Raw genomic sequence first — 18899 nt, forward strand, 5'->3', positions numbered from 1 at the left:
AGAGGCGATCCATTTTTGAATTTTTTGCTCGCTCACGCCGCTTTGCAGCGCTTCATAAACGCCCTCAAAGCTGCTTTGCGGCGCATTAAGCTTGGACAGTCTGGCATTGTTTATCGCATCTACTTCGGCGTTTCGTCCCGAGATTATCGTGGCATCTGGTTCTGCTTGCGCGGCATCGATGAGCAAAGATCGCATCAGCTCCGCCGTCTGCTCGCTTGCGATGCCGAGCCGTAGCTCGCAAAGTAGGCGGTATAGCGCCGCATCTGCGGTGCGCTTGGAGCCTATCATCTCGACGTAAAAAAACTCGCACTGCCTCCACGCGTACGATCCGAAGGCATAATCCGAGTCGCTAAATAGGCTTGCGCGCGTCGCGCTCTCGCCCTCTTTGCGCACCGGCGGAAGCTGATAAAAATCGCCCGTAACTAGCAGCCGTCCGTTAAATTTAGAGCTTGAAATTCTAAGATAGATCATCTCGAAAAGCTCGGCGCCGATCATCGAAATTTCATCGATTACGATGAGATCTGCGAGGGCTAAAATTTTTCGCAGCTCGCTTAACTTGCCGCTTTGTTTGCGATCGAAGCTTTTTAACTCCTCGTGGTTTTTGCAAATGCCGAAGCGGAAGAAGCTATGCACGGTCACGCCGCCGATCTCTACGGCGCTGATGCCGGTGCTGCCGAGCACGATGACGAGCTTGCCGCGAGCGCGGTAATCCTCGATGAGCTCTTTTATCACGTAGCTTTTGCCCACGCCTGCGCCGCCCGTGATGAAAATATTGCGATCTTTTAGCTTTTGGATTATGAAATTTATCAAGTTTTTTCCTATTTTTTGGCAAAATTATAGCCAAAATTTTTTAAAAGGCATTTTGTTTGAAACGATTAGTATCTCTTATCTTCGCGGCTTTAATCCTTGCAGGTTGCGGCGAAACCGTCCATAAGTTTATCCCGGAAAATCCCGCTGTTTTGGATCTCGAATACGCTCAAAACAGCGAGCGGCTGCCGGCTCCTGCGTCGGTGCAAAACATAAGCGGAAAAGCGTTTAAGAGCCGCTATTTTAAAATTTGGTTTGATGATGCGCCCGTGAAGGCGGGAATAGATACTTTTTGGGGGCTTAATTACGCCAAGGGTCGCCATTTTGACGCCGCAGGCAGGATATACGACGATGCGATCTATCAAAGCATTCGTATAAACGCGAACGAAGAGGCGTTCGGGCTGATCTCCGAGCCCGCTATAACGGTAAAAAACGCGCTGCTGCGAAATATCCCAAGCGATCTGCCGATTTTCGGCGATCCGAGCGAGCCGGGGGAGGGCGAGCCGTTTGATTACGCCGCAAATTCCGCCGTGGGCGTGGGCTATCCGATGCTGCTGTCGCATTACAGCAGAGACGGCGCGTGGGCGTTCGTGCGCAACGACGGCGTGTGGAGCTGGATCAGAAGCGACGCGATAAAGCGCATCAGCCCGCAGCAGGCGGATATCTACGCAAATTCTAAATTTATAACGATCCTGCGCGAGGGCGCGGTCATTTATGACGGAAGCGGCGCGGAGCTTTTTAGGGCGCGCACCGGCACGATCCTGCCGTATGATTTTAGCGGCGAACGCGATCTTGGCGGCACGCTCGGCGTACGGAGCGTATTTAGCGGCGAAATTTTAACCCAGTTTGGCGGCAAGAGATATTTCGTTAGCGCGGATGATGCGAGACTTTGGCCCGCGCCGCTAGATGAGCAGAACTCAAAGATCGTAGCCGCTAGCCTGCTCGGGCAGAAATACGGCTGGGGCGGGTATAAATTTCTTCGCGATTGCTCGCTTATGACGAAGGATTTTTTGGCTAATTTCGGGCTGTGGCTGCCGCGAAATTCTAAGGCGCAATCGGGCCGCGGCGAGCGTTTTTCGCTGGCGGGGATGAGCGCGGATGAAAAGCTCGAGCTCATCGGCAAAAACGGCGTAGCGTATAAAACCCTGCTGTATATGCCTGGCCACGTGATGCTCTACGTAGGGCAGGTGGATGGCAAGCCCGCAGTGCTGCACGATATCTGGGGGCTTCGTACGATGGATGGGGGACGCGCGGTCATCGGACGTACGGCGATTACGTCGCTTACTATCGGTTCGGATCGCGCCGACATCGCCGAGGACCGCCTGCTGATCTCGCGTATCAGCGCGATGAGCGTACTTTCGGGCGAGGAGGACGGCGCTTTGGACGATCAGTTTGGCTCTGCGGATTTCGGTGCGAATTAAACGCTGTCTCGTAAAAAATAGAGAGCGGGCTATGGGCGATGGCCTCAGAAAAAGCAAGCGATGAGAACCGGATGCATGTAAAAAAGAGCGAACCGCGCGCTACTGAGATGAGTGCAAGCCGTCGCCGCTATCGAAAAACGATGTCTTGTTTGTGTATGCAGGCGCGAACTGCTCGCCGCTATCGAAAGCGGCGCGTTGCTTGCGTATATCTCTATGAACTGCTCGCCGCTATGGATAGAATCCCGCGGATATAAACGCGCGTGCCGCCATCCCTTGCAAATCGCTTCGTCTCAAGCATCGCCTCTTGCGTATTTCTTACTGGCGATGCGTTTGCTGTTTCGTCGTGCCTACTCGGCGCATCGCTAAATTTTACATTTTGTGTCTTCATCGCCAATATGCGTACCCTTGCGCCGTCGGTAAAATTTTGCTTTAAAATTTCGTTTGAAATTTTAAAGGAGCCGTAACGAGCCGGTAAAATTTCATTCGCTCGGCTCTTAAAATTTTAAGAAACGCTTTTCCGCTAAATGTGCAGACGGCTCTAAACGCACCCAGACTTCAGCCGAAGCTATTTTTCACCGCAAGCGGGAGCGTGCGTCATTTGCCGTCTAGGCCCAGGCCGTGCAGTATGTATCCAAACTCCGCGCCGCCTACGAGGATGATTTAGTTGTTCGCGTTACAAAGCGAGGCTACTTTGCTTGCTTTCTCCGGTAGCTCTACGACGTTTCTGCGCATATCTTTAACCGTCCTCGGCTCGCCCGCGGCGGCGTTTAGACAAAACGCTAGAAACAAAGCGGCGACGAGCGAGGAATTTTTCCTTACGAACATACTCTCTCTTTGGTGCCAAAATTTTATAAAACGTCTAGGGCTGCGGCATGCCCTAGGTTTTATCCTCCCCTTAAAAGAACAAAAAATATCGCGGCGTTTTGCGTTTATACTTTAAATATTCCTGTCCATAGGCTTGCTCGCAGTAGCGCTCCTCGCCGAGAACCACGAGATGATTGTATATAGCAAAGGGCACTATCACTATGAGTAGCCACAGCGACGCCGAGGCGATACAAACGCCCGCCATGCCGAGGAAATAAAAGAAATACATCGGATTGCGCGATAGGCGGTAGATGCCGCCTTGTGCGGCTCTGTCCGCAGGGGCCGCCGCATAGTCGTAAAACGCCTTGATGAAGCCCGCAAAAGCCGCTACATAGATCACCGCTCCGATCCAAAACCACGCGCTGCCCGTCTTAAGAGGCACGAAGACCGATAAAATGAGCAGCGCTACTTGCAGCAGCGAGCTTATGATCGCATTTCGCTTATCCGCGAGCGTGTACCATGAGGTATCGGTGGCGCGCTTGCCGACCTCTTTATAGATAAACATATATACGAATTGTATCAGCACCATCGCAAATGAGGGTATCCAAGCGCCCGCTAGAGAAGGCTCAAGAGTCGTAAAAAATGAAATTTCCATGACCGCTCCCTTTGCTTTAAATTTTATCTTGCAGCTTTGTTTTGCCCTTGTTTGCTTGTCGTTGCTTTGTCCTTTTTCACCCGCCGCGGGTTTAAATTTTATTCCGCCTCGCACCGCCTATTTGACATGTTACGGCTATTTTTGCTCGGCACGCCGCGTGCTAGGGATGTCGCTTCGGTTGGGACAATGTGGCAGCGATGCCGTCATTTAGGTATCGACGCGCCGAGCACCGATGGGATCTGCGCTTTATGCTGGCGGCATCCGCATTTCAACGCGCCAAAAATGCGATAGCGCCGTTTGTTTTGACGATACGACGCCCGCCCGCTTAGTGCTATTTGTTGAAAGAGGTTTCGGCGCTGGTAGAATGGCGGTCTTCTCGGCGCCGATATACCCGCCGCCTACTACATGATGAGACGTTCGGCATGGGTTGCCTACTAGGTGTGGCGCCGGCGCCGTTGCTTCGGCGCCGCGTCTTATTTACCTTCCGGGCTAAGTCCTTTTAAAATATAACCAAATTCCGTATCGCTTAGCTCGTAATTCATAAATTTTTTATAAAACGCCTTAGTTTCGGCCTTTATGTCGATGTCAGCAAAAAGCTCCGGCTGGATGGTTTTTGCCGCCCATAAAATTTGAAGCACCGTATCCGCGCCGTATCGATCCCAGTTGAAAACCCCGCGCGGATTGCCGTAAACGCGCCCGTTTTTGACCGCATCCGTGCCGCTGTAAACCGGGCTGGATTTGATCTTCTCTACCGCATCTTCGTTGTGATCGCCGCCCACGATTATGATCTGCGGGTTGCTCGCGATGATCTCCTCGGCGGTGATGGTTTTCATCGGGCCTTTTGTGGCGGTGATCGCATTCGTTCCGCCGGCTAGCTCTATCCATGAGTCGATCAGTGTGCCCTTGCCGTCGATCTTTAAAAGATCGCTTCCGCCTACGATGTGAAGGACGCGCGGACGCTTGTCGGGGCTTAAATTTGCGGTGCGGCCGCTAACCAAAGCGATATTTTTATCGAGATTTGAGATCAGATCCTTCGCTCTTTGCGGCGCGTCGCCGCCTAGCATATCGCCGCACATCCTGATGCTGCGCCTCATCTGCTCGTAATCGCTAAAGCTCGCCTTTAAAACGGTAAAGCCCTGTTTGGCTAAATTTTCGCCTGCCAGTGCGGTTGGGACTATGACTACGTCGGGGTTACGGCTCATTAGCTCCTCCAAATTTACATCGTTATTTTTTAGCAGCACGGGGATCTGCGCCAGGCGCGGATAAATTTTAAGAAACCATGCGTTTTTGCTGATATTATCGGTGGTAGCGACGATCTTATCCGCTCCGCCCAGAGCCAGTAAAATTTGATTGTTCGAGTGCCAGAGTGCTGCGATACGCTCAACTTTTGCGGGGATTTTGACCTCAGCTCCGTCCATATCCTTGATAGTTCTAAGCTCTGCCGCGCTCGCAAAAAGTGCACCCGCTAAAAGCAGTAGTAAAAATTTTTTCATTTTTTCTCCTAAAAGGTATTGAAATATACGCTGCGATATTACATAAAATCTCATTAAAATTGCGTAAATTTTAACCGCTGTCGCCGCGATTATTTATTATTTTTCAAAGTAAATTTTTATATAATCCATTTTAAATTTAGCATTTTTAAAGGAGAGAAAATGGATGAAATTTTATATTTGATAGGCGCCGTCGTCGGGGTTTTAATCGCGCTTTTTATCATCGTGCCGCTGTTTTTCAGGCGCATAGTGGAGACGAATGAAGTGCATATCGTCCAGAGCGCGCGCAAGACGACGAGCTACGGCAAAGATACCGGCAACGGCAACAGCTATTACGAATTTCCGAGCTGGGTGCCGGTGCTGGGCGTTACGAAGATAGTTTTGCCGGTCTCTGTTTTTAGCATCAAGATCGAGGATTACGAGGCGTATGATTTGGGTAGGCTTCCTTTCGTCGTCGATATTACGGCGTTTTTTAGGATTATGGATTCAAATTTAGCTGCGCAACGCGTCAATAATTTTGAGGATCTTAACAATCAGCTTAGAAATATCATCCAAGGCTCGATTCGTTCGATCCTTTCGAGCCGCGTGCTTGAGGACATTTTGCAGATCCGCTCCGAGCTCGGAGACGATTTTACCAAGGCGGTAAAGACGCAGCTGCAAAACTGGGGCATCGAGCCCGTTAAAAACATCGAGCTGATGGATATCCGAGATAGCAGCGGCAGCAAGGTCATCTTAAACATCATGGAGAAGAAAAAATCCCAGATCGAAAAGGAAAGCCGCGTCGAGGTCGCAAACAACACCAAGCTCGCTCAAATCGCCGAGATCGAAGCCGCGCAGGCAACCGAAGTGCGCCAGCAGGAAGCCAATAAGATGGTAGGCCTTAAAACCGTCGAAAACGAGCGCGAAGTCGCGATCTCAAAGGAGCAAGCCGAGCAGCTCATCAAGGATCAGCAAAAGATCACGCAGGAAAAGGCGATGGAGGTCGTGCGGGTAAACGACGTCAAGCAGGCTGAGATCAAAAAGCAAGTGGAGATCGTAAAGGCCGAGCAGGAGCAGCGCAAGATCGAGATCGACGCCGAAGCGCGCAAAAACGCCAAAATCCGCGACGCCGAAGCGATCAAGGAAAATCAAATTTTAGTAGCGCAGGGCGATAAAGAGAAGCAGTTTCTCGCCGCCGCGGCGCTTTTGGAGATGAAGGACAAAGAGGCGCAGGGTACGCTAAAGATAGGCTCTGCAGAGGCCGAGGCGCTTAGGTTAAAAGAGCTCGCGCCCGTAAACGCGCAGATCGAGCTCGCGCGCGAGATCGGCGAAAATCAGGGATACCAGACCTATCTCATTTCGATCAAACAGATCGAAGCAAACCGCGATATCGGCCTGGAGCAGGCCAAGGCGCTAAGCGCGGCGGATCTTAAGATCATCGCAAACGAAGGCAGCGTAGGCGAGGGGATGAGTAAATTCGGCGAAATTTTAAGCGCCAAGGGCGGCACGCAGCTAGCCGCGATGCTTGAAGCGCTAAATCAAAGCGAGGTCGGCAAAAAGGTGCTGGATAAAATTTCAGGCGCCAAGGAGGGGGATAGATCCGAGTAATATTCGCAGCGTATTGGGCGAGTAAAATTTTAAATTTATACGCTAGCGGGCTGCGGAGGAGAGTAAATTTAAGTAATGGCTAGCGACACCGCGCGGGCGAGCAAATTTGAGCGGTCTGTCCGTCCGGGTGGTTTGTCTGCTCGCGTCGGATAAAATTTAAGGCGTTAGCGGAATTTTAAAGATTGCGAAATTTCAAATACTCGCGAAATTTCAGATCTTCGTGGAATTTTAAAACGCTGCGGAATTTTAAATATCGTGAAATTTCAAACGCTCGTAAAATTTCAGGTCCTTGTGTGCGAGTATTTAAAGGCGGCGCAGTATCGCAAGATATCCGTAGGATGCCGAAACTGCGCGTAAATTTTAAAAATTTGCAAGGCGAAGTAAAATTTAGGACGCGCGGCTACCCGCCATAGACTGCGCTTAGCGGTTATCGGTTGCCGCCAAATGCTTGAGCTCTGCCGCCTAGCGGTCAAATTTTGCCGCCCTGCGAGGCTAAGTTTATTCGGTTCGGATGAAATTAAGAAGCGAGAGCCGTTGGCGGCAGCGCAAAATTTAACCCGTCTGCATAAAATTTTAAGGAGCGCACGATGCCAAACGCCGTAAATTCCGCGCAGTACCAAGCGCGCATCAAACAGGCGGAAACTCTTTTCGAGGGGCGAAATTTTATCCAGCGCCAAACGATAAATTTAAGCGGCGGATATGAGATCGTAAAGGACGCATATAGGCTCGGCGCGACAAGCTTTAGCGGCGGCGAATACGCGCTGTTTGATACTCGCAAAACGCAGATAATAAGCTGGCGCTGTATAGACGATCGGGCGGAATTTTTTAGCCTAATCCGCCACGCAGACGGCAAATTTTACCTCGTTTTTCGCCAGGATCTATACGGCTACAGCGTGCTTGATCTAGCCTCAGCGCAGATCATGCGCTTCGTGCCGGACGCCTGGACGCTCGGCAAGGAGAGCTTCATTTGGGGCGGCGTGCACTATCTGCGGGGCTGGGGCGCGCTGGTCGTGAGCGGCTGCTACTGGGGCGCTCCAAACGGTGTGCATTTGGTGAGCTTTGCTGAGCCGATGAGCGAAGAGCAGAGATATGTAGACGTTTTAGACTGCATGCAGGGCGGTTACGACATCTACGAGCAGGCTGATTTCGCGGGCTTTGAGGGTAATGAACTGAGCTTGAAATGCTTTCGCGCGGACGCCTTGCGATATGAAAATATAAAAATTTCGCGCGAGCGCTACCGCGAATGGATGCGCAGAGCGAAACAGCTATAAGGCTTAAATTTACTAAATTTTGCGCTTAAATTTAAACGCTTGCAAGCGGTAAATTTTAATGACGAGCCGTAAAAAGCGGAATTTAGAGAGACCAAATGGGCTGAAATAAGGAATACGGATGTTTTTTGAATACATTTTAATCGGCGCCTGCGTAGGCTTTATCAGCGGATTTTTCGGCATCGGCGGCGGCACGGTCGTGGTGCCCGTGATGATGCTCTTCGGCTACGACGTCAAGTACGCCATCGGCATCAGCATCATGCAGATGATCTTCAGCTCGATTTTCGGCTCGTTCGTAAATTTTAAAAGCAAAATGCTCGACGTCGCGCCGGCGCTGGTGCTGGGGCTCGGAGGCTTTTGCGGCGCGCTTAGCAGCGGCTTTATCGTAAGCTATTTCTCCTCAAAATTTCTACTGGGCACGCTTATTTTAGTGCAGATCATAAATTTAATCAAACTCTTCAAAACCCCGACCGAGCCCACCGGCGAGGCCAACGAATCTAAAATTTTGCTCTTTATCGTGGGGCTTGCGGTGGGCGCCGTGGCGATCAGCGTGGGTATCGGCGGCGCGGTATTCGTGATGCCTATTTTGATCAGCTTTTTAAACTACGACATCAAAAAGGCCGTCAGCACGGGGCTATTTTTCGTGATATTTTCCTCAAGTGCGGGCTTTCTGAGCCTCTCCGCGCACGGGTTCGTACACTACGAAATCGGCGCGTTGCTCGGTATCGGCTCGCTAGCGGGCGTTTACGCGGGCGTCAAAACCTCGCACAAGATCGGCAAAAAAGCTCAAAAGCGCTGGATGATCGCGCTTATCGTCACGATACTTTGTATTACGGTTAGAAAATTTTTGGCTTTGAGCTAGGCGCGTTTGCCGAATCGAAGCTAAAATTTAGATCTAAATTTAGTCGCGGCGCCTTGCCGCTAAATTTAACTTAAATTTAAAAGGATCGTCAATGAACGAAGCTCAAATTTCGCTAGCGGACAAAATTTCAGACGCGCTAAAGCGCCTGATTAGGGATAAGCTCGGCTCGCAGTACAAGGGCGAGGCGCCGTATTCGGGGTGTCGCGTGCAAGAGGGGTATTTTGATTTTTTGGGCGTAGAGTGCCGCGGATCGCGCATCAGGCTCTACCTTCACGACTTTGGCGCGGACAGCTTCAGAGCCGATGCGCCCGAGATAGACGAGCTTGAGCGCGAGGAGTTTGAGGCCATCGTCCCGCTTATCGCAAAGAGCGCGGAGGAGGAGTTTTTGGCTGAAGCAAATCTGCCGTTTTTTGCGTATAAGCTGGATTTAGCGGTCAAATTTGAAGGTGCGAGCGAAAGCTTGGTACAGCGCAGCTACGAGCATAAATTTTACTTTGAAAACACTGCGCGAAAAGCCGAGCTAAAGCGCAAAATGGATGATTATATAGACGAGCTCATCATTCGTCGCGATAAAAAGATCAAAGACGGCCGCGAGATTTTCGTGTTTATGGACCGCATTTTCGATCTTTCGCTTATGGATTACGACGAAGCGGCGCTAACAGCGCTGCTTGAGCAGGTTATCGCCGTGGTGCAGGATGTCAAAAACAGGCGGCTTTTGGGGGATTTTATCATCGCGCTAGAGAATAATCTGCGGCGCTGGAAAGAGGAAAAATTCCTGCCGAAATTTTATAATATTAGCGATGACGGCTGGAGTAAAGATTACGAGCTTAAAAAGGGTTTTACGCGGCAAAGCGTGGACGCGGGCGAGCTTGCGTTTTTCGTGCGGGCGGCGCTTTGGAATATCAAATTTAAGCGCTATAGCTGGGATGTGAATCTTGCGCGCAAGGATTTGGAGTGCGCGGCTAAAATTTTCGGCTCAGCTCAGGCGCAAAGCTATCTGGACCAAGGCACGGGCGAGCTTGGCGAAGAGCTAGTAAAATTTAAAGACGCGGATGCGGAGTGCTCGGCAAACGACGTTTTCGCGCAGGTTCGAGTAAAAATCAAAAACGAAACGGCGAGCGCGTATAAAAAGGCGCTAAATTTCATCATAAAACTTCTGCAAGCGGGCTTTCCCGCGAGCTACGCCGTAAAGCTTAGCTCCAAGGCGCAGAAAATTTATCTGCCGATCAAAGGCCTTGCGCCCACGCAGACGCACCGCTTTTTCGCCGCCGCGCTCGCGCACGGGCTCGACGCCGAGCTTGAGCTTTACGCGAACGAGGCGCTAAAGCACAAGTTTGAGTTCTACGCCGATACGGACGGCGAAAAGTGCCTGGCAAGCGGCAGCTACGCAGTTTTCGGCCTTGCGCTAAAGAGCGAAAAATACTTTGGTCTCGCGCGGCGCTACTTTGAGACGGTAGATGCCGAACATCAGAGCGCGCATATAAAATTTATCGAGGCATTTATCGATCGCTATGGCATTAGCGAGCGTAGTTTAGAGGTGATCGTCGCAGGGCTGCTGTCATATCAGGAGGATAAAATTTACAAAAGCTTAAAGGCGCTAATGAAGGGGCCTGCGAACAAAGCTCTGTTTTCGCGCGCGATCTCGGGGCTGAGCGAGTATGAAAAAGAGAGCGTGGCGTATGCCGTGTGGGGTAAAAGCTGGCGGAAGGAAATTTCGGGTTAAATTTTGCGATTTTAAGGCTTGTCTTTTTGGTTTATACTTCGTTAGAAATTTCGCCGAATTTCAGTCACGTATTTATATATACGCTCCTTCCATTCGGCTCATTTCTGCCTCGTCTAAACGCAAAAATACTGCGCCTTATCTTGGGCGCTTCGCTTTAGAATTTTATATTCAAATCTAAAGCAAATTTATTAAATTTAACTCAGCGATGCTTTGCGTTAACAAAGCATCGCCACCTCTAACGTCGTCGGGGATGGAGGATTGTTAAGGGGGAAGGGAACGATCTCGTAATTTAAGCCCCCTCCCCCCTTAACAATAAAGGCGAGGCGGCGTTATCGTTATCATAGAATTTCCACGAAGATTTGTCTTTTAAGCGCTTAAATTTTGATAAAATTCGGCTCAGCGAAATCGGCAGATAAAAGTCCAAGATAAAGGAGAAAAAATGGCGATAGACGGAGTGAAAATTATCGATAGCGACGACGGATACGATATATATTTGACTATCACCGAGCGTTACAAGGACGGCGAAAATGTTGAAACGATACTGCAAGATGTTTTGGCGCAGACGGAAAATTTCTGCACCGATGAGCTTTATAGCGAGATTTATTGGACGGCCCTAGCGTATTCGCTTTGGAAGATCGGATTTTTAAACGACGAAATCCGCGACAAAGCCCTTGCTATCATAAAAGACGGCGCAAGCGGGATGTGGAACAAGGTCTTTGAAAAATCTCAAAAGAGCCGCCAAAAAGCGCTTGATAAATTAGCGCTTCAGCTAAAAAGCGAAAACCCTAGACCGCTTAAGCGAGCCAAAATTTCGAAGCAAAAAACGCCGTATTTTGAGGAGGGCGACGTTTTGTCGATCCAAATGCAGCAGGGATACGGCGTTTGTTTTGTCTCGGCGGTAGATCAAACGCCTAGAAAGCTTGAGTACCACCTAGCCTGCACCAGATTGCTGCAAAAAGAGCCGCCCGGCATGGACGATTTTTTAAAAAGCAAGATCGCAGGCTCGAAAAACGGCGGCTTCCTTAGAGCGGACTGCTGGTTTAATCATAAGGATTTAAAGGAGTTGCTGCCTTATATAAAAAAGACCGGCAAAGTAAAATTTGCCCCGTTTAAATTGGGCGAATTATCCCCCGCGAAAGAATTGGAAGATTTTTATAATAAAATCACGGCAGATCCTAAAATATGGGGCTTTAGGCTAATTGATACGGCCCGTTTCGTAGAGGCTGTGATCGAGGATATAAAAGGATAAAAGCGCCGCGCGGTAAATTTTAAAATTTAACCCTGGCGAAATTTTGTAAATTTAGCACTTTGCGGTGAAATTTTTAAAATTTAACTCTCCGTGCGCGCTTTGCTTTTTGAAATTTCATCGCTGCTTGCACTATTTAAAATTTCATCACTGCTTGCGGCGTCTTTCGCGAGCGATTTTTGAAATTCGTATTTGAAATAAAACGTCCACGCGAGCGGACACAGAAAAAATAGCGCGCGGATTACGTAGAGCGATTTTAGCGGTATTTGAAAATATATCCACACGCAAAAAACGTAGCTTAAAACATACGCGAGCGCGCAGATTGCGGGTAAAAACCTTTTAAGTTTGATCGCCGCGACCGAAAGATAGATACAGATTGCGATGAGAGAGCCTGCGAAAAAATAAAACATCGTGCCCTCCTTTTGGTAGTGCTCATCCGCATCGAAATAGCCTAAAATGCACGCTGCGACGATCAAAAGCGCTAAGGCTGCTCGTAGCGGCGCAAGAGTGCGCTTTATCGAGCCGCTAAGCAGCCAATGCAAGCAAAGTGCAATAAAATAGGCGTTTGCGGTAAAATCGAAAGAGATATAAAATAGCTCTCCTCCGAAATTCCCCCAATGGTATTCGCGCCCCAAAACCGCGATGCGCGTAAGATAGATCGTGCCGAATTTCGCCGCTAAAAATGCGGCCGTAAGCAGGATCGGGTGTAGTAGCGCCCTGCCTGCGAGCAGGTCTGTGCAAATGCGCCCGAGGAAATTTATCAATCTTTTCATGCTAGGCTCCTTTGAGATTTCGCCGCTTGCAGCGCCTTTTGTGAAATTTTCGCCGTCTGGGTTGAGTTTAAATTTGATCTTAAATCGGGATAAATTTTAGCTTGATAGCTTTTAAAAATCGCTTAGCGGCAAAGGCGTAAATTTGCGCGCTTGGAGGTGGGCTGCATATTTTAAAATTTACGTTGCTTAAATTGGCTTTCCTATTGCAAGCTGTTTGCGGGCGAGCACATATTACAAAAAGCGCGGATAAAATTAGGCAAAATCTACTTATTGATCAGCTTATTGCAATATTTTATGCATAAATAGCATGAAATTAAATTCATCGACTTTAAAATAAATCATGCTCAAAGCCCGCTCATATAAATTTGCACACTTAAATTCATAGATAAAATTTTAAGAAAAAATGAGATATTATACGTAAATTTTTTCAAGGAGTAAAGAATGAATTTCAAAAAAACCATATCGGCTGCCGTTATTGCAGCTTCGGTGCTGGCGCTATTTAGCGGATGCGCGAAAGAGAGCTCTCGCGTAGTACAAACCCCTACGGTAGCGAGTCTAAATACCAATTACTCTGGCGAGCGGATCGCCGTGTCAGTAGGACGCTTTAACAACCAGTCCTCTTACAACAACGGCGTGTTCTCCGACGGAGAGGACAGGCTGGGCAATCAAGCGCAGACGATTTTGATCTCAAGCTTACAGCAAACGGGACGTTTCTCGGTGCTTGACCGCACGAATATGCGCGCCATCAAAGAGGAAAGCGCAATCTCCAAAAGCGCACAAAACTTAAAGGGCGCCAGATACGTTATCACCGGCGACGTGACTGAGTTTGGCCGCAAGACGACCGGAGATCATCAGCTGTTTGGAATTTTGGGTAAAGGAAAGACTCAAACCGCGTATTCTAAAGTAAATTTAAACATCGTTGACGTTAGAACCTCCGAGGTGGTCTTTTCGACTCAGGGCGCGGGCGAGTATGAGCTATCAAATCGCGAAGTGCTAGGTTTCGGCGGCACTGCGGGCTATGATTCGACGCTAAACGGCAAGGTGCTAAGCCTAGCGATCATCGAAGCGGTCAATAATCTCGTAAACGGCCTTGAAAACGGCGCGTTTAAAGTGAGATAAGGATTAAATTTGAAAGCGAGCAGCGCTCTTGCTCTTGCTGCTGCAGCCGTGATCTTTTGCGGCTGCGGCGGCGGGAGCCGGAATCAAATTTATTACTGGGACGGCAGCTACACGGACTCGACCTATCAGTATCTAAAGCAGGAAGGCGACGTAGGCGAGCAGATCGAAGCGCTTGAAAAATCTATCCAAAAGGCATACGAAAAAGGACTCAAAGTCCCGCCGGGGCTTTATTCACATCTGGGGCTTTTGTATCTAAGCGCTGGTAACGGCGCGAGGGCGAGAGAGAATTTCGAAAAAGAAGCTCAGGCTTTCCCTGAATCAAAGCCGTTTTTGACCTTCGTTACAAACCCCGCCGCGCTTAAAAAGGCTGAGGCTGCGACCAAGCCGGGCGCTGATAAAGTTCAAGGATCAAGCGAACGCGAAGCCGCCAAAGCAGCCTCTGCGAAGCAAGGCAAAGCTGCCGCAAAGCAGGGCGGCAAAACGAATAAAAAGGCTAAAAAATGAAAAATAAAGCTCAAATAGCTATTTTTAGCGTATTCGTGGCGCTGTTTTTTAATGCGTGCGCTCTAAGTGAGCCTGAAATTTATGACTACTCGGCGCTTCAGCAGGCTAAGCCTCGATCGATTTTGGTGCTGATGCCGAGCAACGAAACAACTGAAGTGGATGCAGGTGCTGCCGTGCTTGCCAACGCGATCTATCCGCTAAGCGAAGCGGGGTATTATGTATTTGATCCAGCGCTCGTGCATGAGACCTTCAAAAATAACGGAATTTACGAGGCTAGCGACATCCAAAATGTCTCCGCGCACAAGCTAAGACAGATTTTCGGCGCAGACGCCGTGCTGTATCTGAACGTCGTCAAATACGGCACTTCGTATATGCTTATCAAAAGCACGAACGTGGTGGCGGTCAATGCCAAACTCGTGGATTTGCGAAGCGGCGCGATGCTCTGGGAGGGCTCGGCGCAGGTCAGCGACGACTCGGGCGGGGGCGGTAACAATCTCGTGGGTATGCTGATCTCCGCGGTTATTAAGCAGGTTAGTGATACGATCACCGATGCGGGATACAAGCTCTCTGCGAGCGCAGATGCGATGCTGCTGGGCCAAAACTGCAACAACTGCTTGCTCTACGGCCCGTATTCACCGCACTACGGACAAGATAGGCAGCTTGGCGGCGGCAAATAAATTTTAAAAAGGACGAAAATGAAACTAGCCGAGGCGCTGATACTGCGCGCCGACATACAAAAACGCATCGAGCAGCTAAAATCAAGGCTCGCGGACAACGCAAAGGTGCAAGAGGGCGAGAAGCCCAGCGAAGAGCCTAATGCGCTGCTAGCCGAGCTAGACGCGCTTACGGGCGAGCTTGAGCGGCTAATCGTTCGGATAAATTTAACCAACTGCACCGCAAAAGCGGACGGCAAGAGCTTAACCGAGCTAATCGCTAAGCGCGACATACTCACGCTAAAAGCGGGCGCGCTGCGTGCATTCGCGCAAGCTGCCGCGCAAAAGGTGGACGTTTATTCGCGCAGTGAGATTAAAATTTTAAGCACAGTCGACGTCGCGGCGCTGCAAAAGCAGGTGGACGAGCTAGCTAGACAGATCAGGCAGCTTGACACGACGCTGCAAGGCGCAAATTGGCAGACTGATCTGACCAACTAAAGCGTCAAATTTAGCGGCGAAATTTGAAAGAATTTCGCGAAAAATAAAATTTCGGGTAAGTATCGCAAGAGGCGAGTACAAAACTCACCTGCGAAGCAGGTTTATGGCAGCGCTCGCGGAAACGGGCGCACCCCTTTTACGATTTATTTTCAGTAAATTTACAAGGGCAATGTAACTACGCAATGTAACTACCGCGTACTGATCTAGCGATACCCAGGGCGGGAACGGGGAAATTTAAAATGAAATTTTAATTTTTGCGGCGCGACTTGCGGGCTTGCAGTAAAATTTAGCGGCGATCTGGGTGGCCTTGACGCTTAAATTTTTCGTTAAATTTAGGCGTACTCGCTATTTTGTATTTTAATGCGACAGAAGCGAATTCCATAAATTTTAGAAAAACAAACGGCGCGGAACAAAATCTCGCGGACGCAAAAGACACCAAATTTCAAAACGCGCATTTTAAAAGCGCAGATATCGCGGCGAGCGGTACAAACTCAAGCTCATCTCAAAAAGCAATTCTCATCGACGAAGCGAAAAATTTTTACCGCGTGGACGAGCTGCTGTTTCGCAGCGCTCAGCTTGACGGGAGCGACGCCGCGAAGCTGCACGAGCTTGGCATCAAAAGCATCGTAAATCTGCGCCATTTTAGCAGAGGCGGCGACAAAAGGGCGTTTGGAAATCAATTTTGGCTCACAAACAAGCCGCTTCAAAGCTGGGAGATAAAGCCCGCGCAGATCGCGGACGTTTTGCGCACCATTCGCGAGCGCCAAAAGGAGGGTGCCGTGCTCGTGCATTGCTATCACGGAGCCGATCGCACGGGACTTGTGGTGGCGATGTACCGCGTGATCTGATCGGGGCTGGACGCCACGCGTAGCGAGATGATAGATGGCGGATACGGCTTTCACTCGATGTGGCAGGATATCGCGGGCTTTTTGACGCCGCAAAACGAAGCGCTCGTAAGAGCCGAGCTTGGAATTTAGACGAAATTTCGCCCGTTAGTCAGACGGCGGCGAAATTTGTAAATTTAATAATGACAAAGTGCCGTTTATAACGAAATTTTAGAATACGAGCTACGTATATTTCCTAGTGCGAACTCGGGATACACCAAAATGTGGGCGAAAAACGAGCTGCAAATACGCGCGGAGTTTGAGCAAAAATTTGAGACATGTAAGCAAAAGACGCGAGAAATTTTAAATTTATAGGTATCGATAAAATTTTACTCTTTGCGGAGAGCTAAATTTAAAATCGTAAATTTACAAAAAATATAGCAAAGCGATTGCAAGATAGTAAAATTTAAGTCGTAAAATTTTACGCATTTTTCTATTGAAAATTCTCATACCCTTTTTCAAATATGCGCTCATACCGCTGCGGCGCGTGTATCACAAGCAAAAAACTAAATTTTAAAAGCCCGATTTGCGTTTGCGGCGACGGAGCGCGTAAAACGCCGCAAATATCAGATAAAATATCCGTAAATTTAGCCGAAACGCAGTAAAATTCGAGCGGCAAATTTAGCAAAAGGAGCGATCGTGGAAAATTTATTACTGGCGCAGCTGCGCGAGGCGCTACCGCAGGGCATGCGCGTGCCGAGCGAACTTGAGACGCTTTATGCGTGGATCGAAGCAAACGGCTTTTATGACGACGCGGGCGGGCGCAGACGCGGCTATCTCTACCCGCAGGATCGGCTGCAGCAGGGCTGGAGCGACGATGAGCGCGAGGGCGGCACGGACATCGTATTCTTCACGGATGAGCCGAAAAATCGCGACGAGGAGCTAAGGTATTGGTTTTACGGCGAGGATCGCGAGCTTGCCGCGGAGATCAAGCAGCGGCTTTGCGTGTTCGCGGGCAGCGGCTCGGAGGGCTCGATGTGCGCGCTGTGGCTGGACGATGCGGGCGAGACGAAGATCGTACACATGGGCTCCGGCTCGGGCTCGACGATGACCTGCGTTTTGGCTCATAGCGGGCTTGATTTTTTGCGATTGCTTGCGATCGGATACGATGAAATCTGCTGGGACGATGATTTTAGCGCGCCGCCAAACAGCGAGGAGGACGATTTTTTCGTGCATCCAAACGTGAAATTTCAGCAGTGGGTAACACAGACGTTTAAAACGACGATCCCGCAAACCGCGCTTGAGCTCGTCACGCCCGCGCATCTAGACGACGAGAACCCGAGCGATGAGTTTTTGATCTGGGTAAATCGCGTCGCAGGATAAGGCAATTTTGCGGTAGCTTGAGCAAATATAGAATTTCGCGGATGCCTGCGGAATTTGATCTTTAAATTCCTGATAATTTCGGGCATAAGTCTGGCGGCTTTTTAATTGAAATTTAGCGGCAGTAGCGCCCGTATACAAAGCCGCATTCTTATAAAATGCGCCGCTTCCGTTGCTCTTAAATTTTAATAAATATCTAGCAATGGAATTTTATTTTTACGATACGGCAAGTTGCGGCGATCAAGGAATGAAGGTGCGATGTTGCCGCGCCTTTAGAAATTTGCGTGAATGAGCCGAGACGCTGAATGCGGCAGAATTTTATCGGTCGTTTAAGAAAATAAAAAGCGAAAAAATAATATTGTTAAGAACTAACTTTTATACGAAAGGAAGTAAGATGAAAAGAGCTTTTTCAGTAGTTTTAGCGATAAGTATAGCTTCGGGCGCTCTATCGGCGAAAGGTTTTGACAGAGACGATGTGAGTAGCGCGCATAGCGAGGAAAATGGTGTAAGCGTCGGTATTGGCGTAGCGTTTTATGATGGAATGTTTCGCACGGAAGATCGTACTAAAATAGCCCCAATACTAGGTATCTCCATAAATTATGGCGGATTTTACATTGATGGTATGGAGGTAGGATATAATGCGAATCTGGGCGAACATGTCTTTGCAACTATCTATGTACAGGCATTCGATGGCTGGAAAGTGAAAGCAAACAAGTTAAAACCCGGCTATCAAAGTATTCATAACCGCAACGAACAAATTGCTCTCGGCGGCGAAGTGGGCGTAAACCTCGGTGATTTTGAGCTGTCCGCACATGCGCAGGGTGGCAAGCGCGGCAGTAGTTATGGCGCGGAAGCATCGTATTCCGTGCCGATTTCGCAGCAATTTTCCTTGACGCCGGCGATCAGCTATGAAGTGTTTTCTAGCAAGATGAGTAATTATTATTTTGGTATCGATGAGGACGAACTCGGTGGACGCATCGGCAGCACATATAAGCCCGGTAGTGCAAGTGCAGTAGGCGTGCATCTTACGGCGCTTTACGAATTAGGCAAAGGATTTGGAGTGAGTGCTACGGCGGGCGTGGATAGATTTTCCGATGAAATTTCGCGCTCGCCGATTACGGATAGTCGCTACGAAAAAGCGCTTAGTATGGCGATTTCATATAAATTCTAAATCAAATTTTTGTCCCTTTAGGAGGATAAAATTTTACGATCAAAAGGGTGGGAGATTATGTCAGCAGGCTGCGTGTGCAACGCAAAAATAGCGATCCAGGAAGCGTGCCAAGCA

At 49.2% G+C, this 18899-nt stretch carries 20 protein-coding genes; 14 read left to right on the plus strand and 6 right to left on the minus strand.

The genetic code is table 11. From position 1 onward, the window contains the following. Nucleotides 1-810: AAA family ATPase (locus Q0238_RS00660; protein ID WP_297941875.1), on the minus strand; the 810-nt coding region annotated here is incomplete at its 3' end. 56 nt (nucleotides 811-866) lie between these two features. On the opposite strand from Q0238_RS00660, the gene Q0238_RS00665 reads away from it, so the two are divergent. After that, nucleotides 867-2228 carry an SH3 domain-containing C40 family peptidase gene (locus Q0238_RS00665; RefSeq protein WP_297941878.1) on the plus strand — a complete coding sequence of 454 codons (1362 nt, stop codon included), beginning with the start codon at nucleotides 867-869 and terminating at the stop codon, nucleotides 2226-2228. A gap of 211 nt (nucleotides 2229-2439) precedes the next feature. On the opposite strand, the gene Q0238_RS00670 is transcribed toward Q0238_RS00665, so the two are convergent. The 4 genes from Q0238_RS00670 to Q0238_RS00685 form a co-directional block, all read right to left on the minus strand. Beyond that, nucleotides 2440-2616 carry a hypothetical protein gene (locus tag Q0238_RS00670; protein WP_297941880.1) on the minus strand — a complete coding sequence of 59 codons (177 nt, stop codon included), beginning with the start codon at nucleotides 2614-2616 and terminating at the stop codon, nucleotides 2440-2442. 272 nt (nucleotides 2617-2888) lie between these two features. Beyond that, a complete protein-coding gene (locus tag Q0238_RS00675) occupies nucleotides 2889-3053 on the minus strand; it encodes a hypothetical protein (RefSeq protein WP_297941882.1) in 165 nt (54 codons plus the stop codon). Nucleotides 3054-3123: 70 nt separating this feature from the next. Next, nucleotides 3124-3801 (minus strand): isoprenylcysteine carboxylmethyltransferase family protein, encoded by a 678-nt coding sequence (locus Q0238_RS00680; protein ID WP_297941884.1) that lies wholly within the window; start codon nucleotides 3799-3801, stop codon nucleotides 3124-3126. Between the two features lie 359 nt (nucleotides 3802-4160). Further along, complete coding sequence (locus Q0238_RS00685) at nucleotides 4161-5180, minus strand: ABC transporter substrate-binding protein (protein ID WP_297941887.1); 1020 nt, start codon at nucleotides 5178-5180, stop codon at nucleotides 4161-4163. Nucleotides 5181-5339: 159 nt separating this feature from the next. Between Q0238_RS00685 and Q0238_RS00690 the strand changes: the two genes are divergently transcribed. The 6 genes from Q0238_RS00690 (at nucleotide 5340) to Q0238_RS00715 (ending at nucleotide 11866) form a co-directional block, all read left to right on the plus strand. Next, nucleotides 5340-6764 (plus strand): SPFH domain-containing protein, encoded by a 1425-nt coding sequence (locus Q0238_RS00690; protein ID WP_297941890.1) that lies wholly within the window; start codon nucleotides 5340-5342, stop codon nucleotides 6762-6764. A 182-nt stretch (nucleotides 6765-6946) separates the two neighbouring features. Next, nucleotides 6947-7177: a hypothetical protein gene (locus Q0238_RS00695; RefSeq protein WP_297941892.1), complete on the plus strand. Its 231-nt coding sequence runs from the start codon at nucleotides 6947-6949 to the stop codon at nucleotides 7175-7177. A 174-nt stretch (nucleotides 7178-7351) separates the two neighbouring features. Further along, entirely contained in the window at nucleotides 7352-8035 is a 684-nt protein-coding gene (locus Q0238_RS00700) for a hypothetical protein (RefSeq protein ID WP_297941894.1), read from the plus strand. 118 nt (nucleotides 8036-8153) lie between these two features. Continuing rightward, entirely contained in the window at nucleotides 8154-8894 is a 741-nt protein-coding gene (locus Q0238_RS00705; protein ID WP_297941896.1) for a sulfite exporter TauE/SafE family protein, read from the plus strand. A gap of 91 nt (nucleotides 8895-8985) precedes the next feature. Beyond that, nucleotides 8986-10617, plus strand: coding sequence for a DUF6138 family protein (locus Q0238_RS00710; protein WP_297941899.1), 1632 nt, complete (start codon nucleotides 8986-8988; stop codon nucleotides 10615-10617). 439 nt (nucleotides 10618-11056) lie between these two features. Beyond that, nucleotides 11057-11866 carry a hypothetical protein gene (locus tag Q0238_RS00715; RefSeq protein ID WP_297941901.1) on the plus strand — a complete coding sequence of 270 codons (810 nt, stop codon included), beginning with the start codon at nucleotides 11057-11059 and terminating at the stop codon, nucleotides 11864-11866. An 80-nt stretch (nucleotides 11867-11946) separates the two neighbouring features. Here Q0238_RS00715 and Q0238_RS00720 read toward each other — a convergent pair whose 3' ends face one another. Beyond that, the gene (locus Q0238_RS00720; RefSeq protein WP_297941903.1) at nucleotides 11947-12636 is read right to left on the minus strand and encodes a hypothetical protein; all 690 of its coding nucleotides are present in this window, start codon (nucleotides 12634-12636) and stop codon (nucleotides 11947-11949) included. Between the two features lie 441 nt (nucleotides 12637-13077). Here Q0238_RS00720 and Q0238_RS00725 point away from each other — a divergent pair, with 441 nt between their 5' ends. The 7 genes from Q0238_RS00725 to Q0238_RS00755 all read left to right on the plus strand — a co-directional run bounded on the left by Q0238_RS00725 (nucleotide 13078) and on the right by Q0238_RS00755 (nucleotide 18785). Beyond that, complete coding sequence (locus Q0238_RS00725; RefSeq protein ID WP_297902493.1) at nucleotides 13078-13755, plus strand: CsgG/HfaB family protein; 678 nt, start codon at nucleotides 13078-13080, stop codon at nucleotides 13753-13755. 9 nt (nucleotides 13756-13764) lie between these two features. After that, nucleotides 13765-14259 (plus strand): DUF4810 domain-containing protein, encoded by a 495-nt coding sequence (locus tag Q0238_RS00730; RefSeq protein WP_297941905.1) that lies wholly within the window; start codon nucleotides 13765-13767, stop codon nucleotides 14257-14259. Next, complete coding sequence (locus Q0238_RS00735; RefSeq protein ID WP_297941908.1) at nucleotides 14256-14936, plus strand: DUF799 domain-containing protein; 681 nt, start codon at nucleotides 14256-14258, stop codon at nucleotides 14934-14936. Before Q0238_RS00730 ends, Q0238_RS00735 begins: the two co-directional genes overlap by 4 nt. 18 nt (nucleotides 14937-14954) lie before the next feature. After that, nucleotides 14955-15410, plus strand: a complete 456-nt coding sequence (locus Q0238_RS00740; RefSeq protein WP_297941910.1) for a DIP1984 family protein — start codon at nucleotides 14955-14957, stop codon at nucleotides 15408-15410. 350 nt (nucleotides 15411-15760) lie between these two features. Then, a complete protein-coding gene (locus tag Q0238_RS00745; protein WP_297941912.1) occupies nucleotides 15761-16258 on the plus strand; it encodes a tyrosine-protein phosphatase in 498 nt (165 codons plus the stop codon). Between the two features lie 675 nt (nucleotides 16259-16933). After that, nucleotides 16934-17617: an SMI1/KNR4 family protein gene (locus Q0238_RS00750; protein WP_297941915.1), complete on the plus strand. Its 684-nt coding sequence runs from the start codon at nucleotides 16934-16936 to the stop codon at nucleotides 17615-17617. A 391-nt stretch (nucleotides 17618-18008) separates the two neighbouring features. Next, the gene (locus Q0238_RS00755; RefSeq protein WP_297941916.1) at nucleotides 18009-18785 is read left to right on the plus strand and encodes a MipA/OmpV family protein; all 777 of its coding nucleotides are present in this window, start codon (nucleotides 18009-18011) and stop codon (nucleotides 18783-18785) included. The last annotated feature ends 114 nt before the right edge of the window (nucleotides 18786-18899 follow it).

This window comes from uncultured Campylobacter sp. (assembly GCF_938045775.1).
Lineage (GTDB): Bacteria > Campylobacterota > Campylobacteria > Campylobacterales > Campylobacteraceae > Campylobacter_B.

What these genes read in the sequence shown, in the direction of transcription:
- Q0238_RS00670 (WP_297941880.1), bottom strand. Translation starts at nt 2,616, where the DNA reads ATGAAGACACAAAATGTAAAATTTAGCGATGCGCCGAGTAGGCACGAC.
- Q0238_RS00675 (WP_297941882.1), bottom strand. Translation starts at nt 3,053, where the DNA reads ATGTTCGTAAGGAAAAATTCCTCGCTCGTCGCCGCTTTGTTTCTAGCG.
- Q0238_RS00685 (WP_297941887.1), bottom strand. Translation starts at nt 5,180, where the DNA reads ATGAAAAAATTTTTACTACTGCTTTTAGCGGGTGCACTTTTTGCGAGC.
- Q0238_RS00690 (WP_297941890.1), top strand. Translation starts at nt 5,340, where the DNA reads ATGGATGAAATTTTATATTTGATAGGCGCCGTCGTCGGGGTTTTAATC.
- Q0238_RS00700 (WP_297941894.1), top strand. Translation starts at nt 7,352, where the DNA reads ATGCCAAACGCCGTAAATTCCGCGCAGTACCAAGCGCGCATCAAACAG.
- Q0238_RS00705 (WP_297941896.1), top strand. Translation starts at nt 8,154, where the DNA reads ATGTTTTTTGAATACATTTTAATCGGCGCCTGCGTAGGCTTTATCAGC.
- Q0238_RS00710 (WP_297941899.1), top strand. Translation starts at nt 8,986, where the DNA reads ATGAACGAAGCTCAAATTTCGCTAGCGGACAAAATTTCAGACGCGCTA.
- Q0238_RS00715 (WP_297941901.1), top strand. Translation starts at nt 11,057, where the DNA reads ATGGCGATAGACGGAGTGAAAATTATCGATAGCGACGACGGATACGAT.
- Q0238_RS00720 (WP_297941903.1), bottom strand. Translation starts at nt 12,636, where the DNA reads ATGAAAAGATTGATAAATTTCCTCGGGCGCATTTGCACAGACCTGCTC.
- Q0238_RS00725 (WP_297902493.1), top strand. Translation starts at nt 13,078, where the DNA reads ATGAATTTCAAAAAAACCATATCGGCTGCCGTTATTGCAGCTTCGGTG.
- Q0238_RS00735 (WP_297941908.1), top strand. Translation starts at nt 14,256, where the DNA reads ATGAAAAATAAAGCTCAAATAGCTATTTTTAGCGTATTCGTGGCGCTG.
- Q0238_RS00740 (WP_297941910.1), top strand. Translation starts at nt 14,955, where the DNA reads ATGAAACTAGCCGAGGCGCTGATACTGCGCGCCGACATACAAAAACGC.
- Q0238_RS00755 (WP_297941916.1), top strand. Translation starts at nt 18,009, where the DNA reads ATGAAAAGAGCTTTTTCAGTAGTTTTAGCGATAAGTATAGCTTCGGGC.